The organism is Enterobacter sp. 22452 (assembly GCF_052045065.1).
Lineage (GTDB): Bacteria > Pseudomonadota > Gammaproteobacteria > Enterobacterales > Enterobacteriaceae > Enterobacter > Enterobacter mori.
In genome coordinates, this window is sequence record NZ_JBQEOB010000019.1 from 1 (window position 1) to 10,274 (window position 10,274).

Here is a 10,274-nt window from a genome sequence, read left to right on the forward strand (position 1 = left end):
GCTTCTTTTCTGGCACACTCTATATGCAAAAATGACGCATTCTAATTTCAATTACTCTGTACTCTGTACTCTGTACTCTGTCATGTATGACATACCGGTGATTTTCACCAGAGGTACAAAAACATGTGTCGTGACCGTTCATCATGTCACACATTCATTGTTGAGCGATACAGATTATGAAGATTGTTTTTAATTTTCAACGGGGTGTTTCTTTCTCCGGATACCGGAAAAAATCCACCGGTCAGAAAATTGATTTACTGGATTATTGCTCAATACTTAAGACTCATTTGGCCGGCAAGTCAGAAACGTGCAAGGGCCTAATTCATCACCAACAGGATTAATATCATGCCAAATCAAATTGCTGTTACTATCGACCCAGTCAGTATCCCTGATGACAATACAACACCCGCAACAGTGAGTGCGCTTCTGACCAGCGATGGAACAACCCCTGTAACAACTGCAACGACTGTCAATTTTTCTGTCACCCCCGGCATTGGTTGTTCGTTGTCTGCAACATCAGGAACAACTGATACGACATCAGGGATTGCATCAGTTACAGCAACCTGCATCATTCCGGGGGATTATACCATCACGGCGACTGAGAGTGATGACATCTCAGTAACGGGGGATGCGGTGCTCACTGCAGTACCTGAAACAACGATCATCCTGACACCCGATCCGCTTATTACCACCCTGAACGGTACGGTTACGTTGACGGTAACACTGCTTGACTCCAGTGGAAATCCAGTCGACGGGAAAACAGTCGACTGGTCAGTCGATGCTGGCGGCCTTTACATTATAACCAGTGATTCATCTTCAGTGACAGACGCTGCTGGTACTGCTACTGTTACTGCAACCTGTTCAAATGCAGGGGTGGCCGGAATTATCACTGCGAAAGTAGATGCCCGGACATCTGCATCCTGTAATGTGTTTTTTAGCAGCCCGACAGTACCAGTGGTTTCAATTCTCAATGCCGATGACGATCACACCCTGAATGCTGACGAAATTAAACTGGGTGTCCAGTTGTATATTAATGATCCGGGTAAGGGACCTTACTCCAGCGGGGACTTTGTGACGCTTTACTGGACGGAAGGGGCGGATATCATTGATTCCAGACAGTATCCGGTCGACTCCACAACAAAATTCCCTATTTCAGTAAACATTTCATCTGAGTTTAATTCCGCGTGTTTATATAATGGCCAGTATTCAGTGTTCTATGTTTTTGAAGATGCAAACCAGAACACGCACTGTTCACAAAACTTTGCCCTGACCGTCGATGGTGTAACACCACCGGCAACACTGCCTGCACCTTCCTTCCCGGAAGCGACCAACAACACGATTAATGCGAATGCGGCAGCCGGCGGGACAAATATGCGGATCAGCTATTCCGGTATGGCGGCGGGGGATATTGTGCTCGCCTCCTGGCAGGAATACTCGTCTACCGGTGTCCCTGTTTCGGGGTCAGAAACAAGCACCTCTATTACCGTTAAATCTACTGATGTGACGCTCAGATTCTGTACCTTCATTATTGATCAGGAATATATTACTGCAGTACGTACCAGTGGTACCGCTCAGGGGTCTTATACCGTTCAGCGTTCTGGCACAGGAAATCCGGAGAATTCAGCGACGGCTACCGTCAATGTTGACTTAATTTAACCCTTACATGAAGTGCCGCCGGATATGGCGGCACTTCATGGCAAGGACCAACTCCGGGATTTATATATGAATGAAAAAATCTCGTCATCACTGACTCCTGATAATCAGGTTAACAACAATTTACCGTTGTCGGATGATTATATTATTGCAGGTGTTACCGCGTCGCCTGTCGTAACCAGTCCGGGAACGACAGTTGTCCTGACCGCCGTTGTTCAGACATCTGATGGTTTACCGGTTTCGGGTATGAATGTTATATGGGAACTTGTTTCCGGACAGCTCTATATCACACTGTCAGGCAATGCATCTGTGACGGATGCCGCTGGCTCAGCCACCATTCAGGCTACGGCGGATTCACCTTCAGGCGGGATAGTCAGGGCCAGGGCAGGAACAATAACCTCGGACTGCAGTATCCATTTCAGCGATCCTCTGCTTGGTGCGCCCGTGGTTGTCAATGCAGAAACGGACCATCAGCTGGATGCATATGAAATTTCATTAGGGGTGACGGTTTATGTACCGGAGCCTGCCGCTTATTTTAAACCCTTACCCGGGGAGCTTATTGTTTTTTACTGGGATGGGCTGGCAAGTAAAACATACGTGATACAGGATCCTCCCGTTTTCCCTTTATCAATAGATGCAACAGCCGCTTTGCCTGCATCCTGTTTTTATAATGGTCATTATGAGCTGTTTTATGATTATATCGAGCAGTCACAAAATATTCACAGTTCGCTCCCCTTTACAGTAGAAATCGTCGGATGTCCCCCTCCGGCCACGCTGCCTGCTCCTGTTTTCCCTGATGCCGATTCAACTAATACGATCAGTTATGCCTCGGTCGTGGCAAATAACGGCACCGCTCTGGAGGTGGTTTACCCGGGCATGGCTGAAGGTGACACCCTTACCGCAACATGGTTTGGGTTTAAGGATTCGCCCGATACGCCAATCCCCGGAACGCAGTGGACGGACACCCGGACCGTGACCACCGGTGAGGTTGTCGCTCAAAAAGCCGTTTTTCATATACCGGAATCGAACATCCTGCCTGTCGGTAACGGACAGGGAGAGGGGCAGTATCATGTGACTGACCTTCAGGGGAAAACGGCACTTTCCCTTCCCGGAGATGTGAATATCAGCGGTGAGCTGGCAATGAACTGCAGTACTGGTGCGCCGGTGTTTATTCCGGCGGTGCCAGTTCGTCCCGTCAATTCGATCAACCTGACAGGCCCTGCCAGTGCAGCCGTTGAATTAACCATTCTGGCCCCGACATCGGCATGTTTTTATCCCGACGGGCAGGACACGCAGCTCATCACACTGGATGATACCGGATATGGCGTGGCGCAAATCTATGACTTTTCGGCTGAATCAGTACAGATACAGGCCAGTTTAATCAGTAAACCCGGCGTAACCGCGAATGTCAGTATGCGGTTTCTTGACTGGTTGCCAGGCCGGGGTGATTTGCTCAGTTACGGGGTGTCAACAGGCTCACGGGCTGACGGTCGCAGTGTCTGCAGCGTGTACCTGCAGACAACGTACAGCTCAACGGCAACGGTCGCGAGGCTGACGCTTACGGGAAACACGCACGCCATCATCACCCAGAGCAATGCTACAACCGCAGTTAATGACGTGAAAGACTCTCATGCCTGTGCATTTGATATAACCGATACCGTGCCAGAAACGGTGGCCTTCACACTGTCCTTACCGGAGATACCCGGCTCTGACATCAGTGGTTCACTGGTGTTTATATAGTAAAAAAATAAAACACTAAATATTATGTGGAGATATACCGATGACCAGTAATGTAGCCGCAGGAAAAAGCCTGCTTTATTACAAAGAAACCGATTTCGTGGGTGCCCCGGACAGCATTGACCATGGCGGGACGGGAGTGATTGCCGCCAGCACCAGCAACTGGAACTACCTCTCCGTGGCGATGACCACCATGTACTCTTATGCCTGGAGTAAGGTCGATACTGCCGACGCCTCCCTTAGCTATCTTAACCATATTGAAGAGGTCTGCTCCGCACAGTTCGCGGATTTACAGCAGCTCTACCCGGCTCAGGATCAGTTCCCGCTCCAGTACCTGGGGATTGACCCGGATGCCGCCGTGCTGGTCTGGCTGGATATTGACGCCGCACAAACGGCCCCCAACGCGGTGGCATCCTCCGCGCTGGTAGGTGGTAGTTCACAGAGCGTCACCACGCTGTCCCTGCCGGGTCGGCCTGCCGCGCTGGGGTTTGTTGCTCCCACGAACGGAAGCTCAGTGGTCGCCTCCTGTCGCTACGGTGATTACGATGCCACCACCGGGACTGTCGCCTGGACCGGTACCGGCACGCTCGTTGTGGAGTATCAGAATAATGCCGTCACACTGATTAACGCGGGGGGATTCCCGGCGAACTGGGTCTTCTCAGACCCGGTGCTGAAAGGGGACGGAACCTGGCACACCACGCTTGGCGGCGGCACGCCGGCCACGGACACCATCAGCAGCCTGACATCTGATAAAACGGTGATTGCCAACAACGGGACAGATACGGCTACCCTGACGGCAACCGTTACCGACGGCGCGGGACAGCCCGTTGCCGGCGTGACTGTCAACTGGACGACATCTCAGGGTAATCTGGGCGCCAGCGCCTCGCAGACCGGAGCAAACGGTCAGGCCATCACCACGCTGACCGATACCGGCGGTACCGGCATCGCCACCGTAACGGCCAGTATTACCGGCAGCCTCCGCTCCGTGGATATCACGCTGTCCTCTCAGTCCGCCGGCCTGACGCTGTATCAGACTATCAGTTACGGTGGTAACAGCGAACCTCTGGCTATTGAGAACAGCGAACAGCTGCGTAATGCCGTGTCTCAGTGGGCCTGGCAGTCCGTCCGACTGAACGGCGAGCACCTGTTTGGTCATACGCTGATTGCAGACCGGACGGCATTCGATTTTAGAACCTACCGGGACAGCTACGATGTCAGCGATAACGCTGACCTGACGGCCTGGTATCCCCAGCTTCTGTCCTCCCCTGCCGTGCAGGGCACTGCCCTGGGCGGGGATGACGTGGTGGTCAGGGTGTTGCTGTTCCCCGCTGACCGCAGCCAGTCTGTGGTGGCAACGGCAACACAGTCCTGGCCAAAAGTGACAGAAACGGCCAGCGTGTCAAATGGCCTGCAGACGGTGGAGGGCGTACTGGTCATCCTGAACAAAAAACAGGGACTGACCACGGTTTCGCTGAACGTGGGGAGTCTGGATACCACTACCGGCCTGGTGACGTGGCAGTTCACTTCGTCACTCACCGCCTCCTGGAATGAAGATAAACAGGTTCCGGAGGTCAGACTGGGTGCCGATGCGCCGTCTGACTGGACGCTGTACCCGCCGCAGGCTACGGACAAAACCGGGGAGTACAAATCCATTCTGGCGCTCTCTGCCAGCGCGGTGACGCCGGTGATTGATTCCCTGCAGCGTGACAAAACATCCATTCTCAATAATGGTACGGACTACGCCACCCTGACCGCCGTAGTGAAGGACTCCGTGACAGGTACGGTGCTCAGCGGTGTGCAGGTGAGCTGGACGAAAACCCTGGGGACGCTCAGTGAGACCACGACGACCACGGATGCAAACGGCAAAACCAGTGTGACCCTGAGTGACACCGGGGATACCGGTAGCTCCACCGTAACGGCCAGTATTACCGGCAGCAGCCAGTCGGTTGACGTGCTGATTACGGCTGTCGCTGCCGGGGCCATGCTGTACCAGTCCATGAACTATGGCGGTACCAGCGAGACGCTGGCGACAGGCAGCAGTGAGATGCTGCGCAGTCCGCTGTATCAGTGGAGCTGGCAGTCAGTGAAACCCGGAAGCAGCCATCTGTTCGGGCATACGCTGACGGGGGATATTACCGCCTTCGATTTCCGGACATACCGGGACAGTTATGACGTGACGGACAACCCGGACCTGACGGCAAACTACCCGGTGGTGGCGGGGGCGGCAGTGCAGGGAACGAGCCTGGGAAGCGACGACGTGGTGGTCCGGGTGACGCTGGTGCCGTCAGACCGGAGTCAGTCGGTGGTGGCCGTGGCGCAGCAGAGCTATCCGGGGAGCATCGTCGCAGAATATCTGGCCAGCGTCACCGACGGCGTTCTGACGCAGGCGGGCGTCCTGGTGGTGATGAACAAAAACCAGGGGCTGAGGACGTTCCCGCTGAAGGTGGGGGCGCTGGATACGACCACGGGGCTGGTGAGCTGGCAGACCACCACGTCGCTGATAGCGACCTGGAACGGGACGTCGCAGTTACCGGAGGTGATACTGGGGAGCGACGCGCCGGCTGACTGGAAGCTGCTGCCGCCGCAGGCCACGGATAAGGCCGGGGAGTATAAATCCATACTGGCACTCTCCGCCAGCGCCGTTGAGCCGGTCATCGATTCCCTGACCAGCGATAAAGCATCCATCACGAACGACGGGACGGACTACGCTACACTGACCGCCGTGGTGAAGGACTCTGTGACGGGTACGGTGCTCAGCGGTGTGCAGGTGACCTGGGCGACGACGCTGGGGACGCTCAGTGCGACAACCTCCACCACGGATGCGAACGGAAATACCAGCGTGACCCTGAGCGATACCGGCGATACCGGAACGGCAACCGTCACCGCGACCGTCACCGGCAACAGTAAAACCATTGGCGTGGACATCACTCCGACGGTGAAAGCTTATTTTGTGACAGGGGCTCCTGCACTCAGTGAGCTGGGTACCGATGAAAGCTATCGCACCAGTAATAAGATAGTGATTTACGGACCTCCTGGAGCAAGTTACGAAGCATTCTGTGGTGGTAATGCTCTTTTCACTGAGAATAATAGTTATAGCTGGAATGCCAACATCCCGGCATCGGGGCAGGTGGAACTGAGCATAGAAGACAAGGAGGTGGAATTAGTCTCTGTCAAAGTGATTAGCTCAGCAGGAGTGCAGAACGGATACATCCAGTTTACCACTTTCCCATTCACTGCCGATAATCTAAGAGTGGCCGCCAACAGCGGCGCTCCGGCGGATGGAATATCCCTGAACAGTGTATATTTCGATTCAACGAGTATACACCCGAGCTTTATGACCATAAATTTGAGTGGTAGTGCTGTTTTTTCCGACACGCTGACTAATTTCAAAGAATATTTTTTCCCTGGTACTCCATATGATGCCAGCTTTGATATTATCAATACTGTGGCAGAGACAGTGACCATCACTTGCGTAATGGATAACAGTAGTTCAATAAGTTGTGAGTCGGTTTTCGTAAAAGTCTGATTTAACCATACGGATAAACGGCCTCTGTTGAACAGAGGCCAGGCTTTGTTGAATAAATCAGATTTGGGGTAAACATACCTATAGCTGTTTGCTGCTGTCAGGCAATACGCACGCTTTCTGGCATCCCTGTCTTTGTTATTTTGTTCAGCGCACGCACCATGGCCAAAGCCTCTGCAACCTGGGCATCATAGTCCCGTAGCGTCAGTGAACCTCCGAACAGTTGCTTTACTCTGTACATCGCCGTTTCCGCTATCGATCGACGATTATAATCTGTTGCCCATTTCCACCGTGCATTGCTCCCGCTCAGACGCTGGTTCGCTACTGCACGATTACGATCTGCGTACTCACCGGGCCAGTAACCTGCCCCTTTTCGGGGTGGGATAAGAGCGCTGATTTTCTTACGCCGCAGTTCATCGTGACATAGCCGGGTGTCGTAAGCCCCGTCTGCTGCCGCTGCCTTGATTTTTCTGTGAGTCTGCCGGATTAGACCCGGGAAGGATTCTGAGTCCGTTACGTTGTTCAGTGACAGGTCTGCGCAGATGATTTCATGTGTTTTGCCATCAACAGCCAGATGCAGCTTTCGCCAGATACGACGGCGCTCTTTGCCGTGTTTTTTGACTTTCCATTCGCCTTCACCAAAGACCTTCAGTCCGGTGGAATCAATCACCAGATGCGCGATTTCACCCCGGGTGGGTGTTTTGAAGCTGACATTAACCGACTTTGCCCGTTTGCTGACACTGGTGTAATCCGGGCAGCGCAACGGAACGTCCATTAGGGTAAAAATGGAGTCAATAAAACCCTGAGCAGCCCGCAGGGTCAGCCGGAATACGCGTTTAATCACCAGGGCAGTAGTGATGGCAAGGTCAGAATAACGCCGAGGTCTTCCCCGGGATAAAGGCGTTGCTGGCTCATACCAGGCCTGAATAGCCTCATCATCCAACCAAAAGGTGACGGAGCCACGATTGATGAGGGCTTTGTTGTAGGTGGGCCAGTTGGTGATTTTGAACTTTTGCTTTGCCATGGAACGGTCTGTGTTGTCGGGCAGATGCGTGATCTGATCTTTCAACTCAGCAAAAGTTCGATTTATTCAACAAAGCCCAGAGGCCACTACAATTTCAAGAGTAATGATGCGGTGAACTCGCATTGACGGCAGGGACCACTCGTGCAAAGCCAGTACCCTGCTTACGGTGATTTCGGGTCAACAAGGTCAGGCCAGCAAGTACTGAGGCAGTAGTGATACCTCAGGTCTCCGGGGTTCTGCGTCAGGTGTTTGGGCCAGGGGCTGCGGGCATCTACTTGTGTTGTAAGCTGCGTGGTAAGGATGCGGTGAACTCATCTTCCAATTGTCTTTTGGTTCGTTAGCTGATCCTACCCGCGGATAGTGGACACGCGACTAAGTGAGTAAACTCTCAATCAGAGGTGACTCATGACAAAACCAGTATCAACCAGCAAAAAGTCCCGTAAGCAGCACTCACCTGAATTCCGTCAGGAAGCCCTTAAACTGGCAGAGCGTATTGGTGTTGCCGCAGCAGCCCGCGAGCTCAGCCTGTATGAATCTCGAGCCTGTACACGAGATTGTGTAATTGCCTGATTTTGATATGTTCAATTCAACATCAAAAACAGGGTATGCATCCGGTGAACTCATATTTTCTTAATTATTTCAGCAGCTAATATCATCGTCATCTTTTACTGATGAAGGATATTTACGGATGAGACAACGATGGTTCATTGAACAGAAAAAACAGCATGTCGCCAGCTGGCGGGCCAGTGGTCTTACCCGCCAGCAGTACTGCGAACTTAACGACATTCCCTTCACCTCCTTTCGTGAATGGCCCCAGGATGTCGCAAAAGCTGAACGACGGGCCAGCGAACCCGCTGTGCTCCCTGTTCATATCACCGAAACACCACCACCTGCAGCACCCTTTTCACCCGCGGTGAATGAGCCCGTCACTCTCTTTCTGCCCGGCGGGATACGGATGTGCTGCCATCCTTCGCAACTGACCGATGTTTTCAGGGCCCTCAAATATGCTGACGCCTGAAAATGTCTTTCTCGCGGTTAAACCCGTCGATATGCGACGGGGTATCGACACGCTGACACAGTATGTTCAGGACGAACTTCAGGCGTCATGGCATGAAGGGACCGCCTTCGTCTTCACCAATAAAGCCCGTTCGCGCATCAAAGTGCTGCGCTGGGATAAGCACGGCGTCTGGCTGTGTGTTCGCCGTCTGCACAAAGGCCACTTCCGCTGGCCCCGGGCAAATGAGGTCGCCTGGTCCCTCACGCCTGATGAGTTCAGCTGGCTCGTCAGCGGTGTTGACTGGCAGCAGGTAAAAGGACACGACCTCACAAAATGGGTCTTCCGGGATGCCGCTGAATCCGCACCAGAAACCAACATAACCTTATGAACAATAATGATTATCCGTGCCGGATGCGGTATAATTACCCGCATGGATATCTCCGTTCTCACCACCACCAATGACATCGAACAGCTTCGCACTCTGGCGCTTACCATGGTGCAAAAAGTGATGTCTGAACAGGCTGAGACAGAAAAACTCCAGCAACGTATCCTTCTGCTGGAAGAGGCTCTGAAACTGGCCCGCCAGCAGCGCTTCGGAAAAAAGGGGGAGACGCTGGCCGGCATGCAACGCTCTCTGTTCGAAGAGGATGTCGATGCGGATATCGCTGCTGTTGAAGCACAACTGGACACGCTGCTCCCGGCAGAAGAAAAAGCCGCCCCGGAACGTCCGGCACGAAAACCGCTACCGGCTCATCTCCCGCGTGTCACAAAAACTATCGAACCTGCCTCAACCGAAAGCTGCCCTGACTGCCAGGGCGCACTGCGTCACATTCGCGATGAGGTGAGCGAAAAACTGGAATATATCCCGGCCCGCGTTGTGGTTAACCGGTACGTTCGTCCGCAGTATAGCTGCACCTGTTGCCAGCGGGTAGTGAGCGATGATATGCCTGCGCACATTATCCCGAAAGGTGTGGCAGAGCCGTCACTCATCGCCCAGGTGGTGATCAGCAAGCACTGCGACCATATGCCCCTGTACCGTCAACATCCAGTGCTGGCCCGCTCGGATATCCATCTCCCCGTCAGCACGATGGCCGATATGGTCGGGCGTGCGGGGGCGGCGCTTACCCCACTGGCAGAATCCCTGCACCGGATGCTGCTGACTCGCGATGTGTTGCATGCCGATGAAACACCCCTGCAAATCCTGGACACGAAAAAAGGCGGTAAAGCCCGCTCCGGCTACCTGTGGACTTACGTCAGCGGTGAAAAAAGCGGCCCTGCTATCGTCTGCTTCGACAGTCAGCCCGGCAGGAGTAGTGCATACCCGGCGGAATACCTGAAGA

At 53.5% G+C, this 10,274-nt stretch carries 7 protein-coding genes and 1 pseudogene; 7 read left to right on the forward strand and 1 reads right to left on the reverse strand.

What is annotated here, in order from left to right:
* The first annotated feature begins 345 nt into the window (after positions 1-345).
* From ACTJJA_RS23790 to ACTJJA_RS23800, 3 genes are all read left to right on the forward strand, one after another.
* Complete coding sequence (locus tag ACTJJA_RS23790) at positions 346-1,656, forward strand: Ig-like domain-containing protein (RefSeq protein ID WP_440668120.1); 1,311 nt, start codon at positions 346-348, stop codon at positions 1,654-1,656.
* 66 nt (positions 1,657-1,722) lie between these two features.
* On the forward strand, positions 1,723-3,393 hold the full coding sequence (locus ACTJJA_RS23795; protein WP_440668118.1) for an Ig-like domain-containing protein: 1,671 nt from the start codon (positions 1,723-1,725) through the stop codon (positions 3,391-3,393).
* 40 nt (positions 3,394-3,433) lie between these two features.
* Positions 3,434-6,916, forward strand: coding sequence for an Ig-like domain-containing protein (locus tag ACTJJA_RS23800; RefSeq protein ID WP_440669336.1), 3,483 nt, complete (start codon positions 3,434-3,436; stop codon positions 6,914-6,916).
* Between the two features lie 97 nt (positions 6,917-7,013).
* Here the strand turns inward: ACTJJA_RS23800 and ACTJJA_RS23805 are convergent, their stop codons facing one another.
* Entirely contained in the window at positions 7,014-7,937 is a 924-nt protein-coding gene (locus tag ACTJJA_RS23805; RefSeq protein ID WP_440669337.1) for an IS5 family transposase, read from the reverse strand.
* Positions 7,938-8,342: 405 nt separating this feature from the next.
* On the opposite strand from ACTJJA_RS23805, the pseudogene ACTJJA_RS23810 reads away from it, so the two are divergent.
* The 4 genes and pseudogenes from ACTJJA_RS23810 to tnpC all read left to right on the forward strand — a co-directional run.
* Positions 8,343-8,477 (forward strand): annotated as a pseudogene (locus ACTJJA_RS23810) (IS3 family transposase); the annotation flags it as partial.
* Between the two features lie 148 nt (positions 8,478-8,625).
* Positions 8,626-8,955: an IS66 family insertion sequence element accessory protein TnpA gene (gene tnpA / locus ACTJJA_RS23815; protein ID WP_440669338.1), complete on the forward strand. Its 330-nt coding sequence runs from the start codon at positions 8,626-8,628 to the stop codon at positions 8,953-8,955.
* Positions 8,942-9,322, forward strand: coding sequence for an IS66 family insertion sequence element accessory protein TnpB (gene tnpB / locus ACTJJA_RS23820; protein WP_440669333.1), 381 nt, complete (start codon positions 8,942-8,944; stop codon positions 9,320-9,322). Before tnpA ends, tnpB begins: the two co-directional genes overlap by 14 nt.
* A 42-nt stretch (positions 9,323-9,364) precedes the next feature.
* Positions 9,365-10,274, forward strand: a 910-nt coding sequence (gene tnpC / locus ACTJJA_RS23825) for an IS66 family transposase (protein ID WP_440669335.1), incomplete at its 3' end; no start/stop codon positions are given.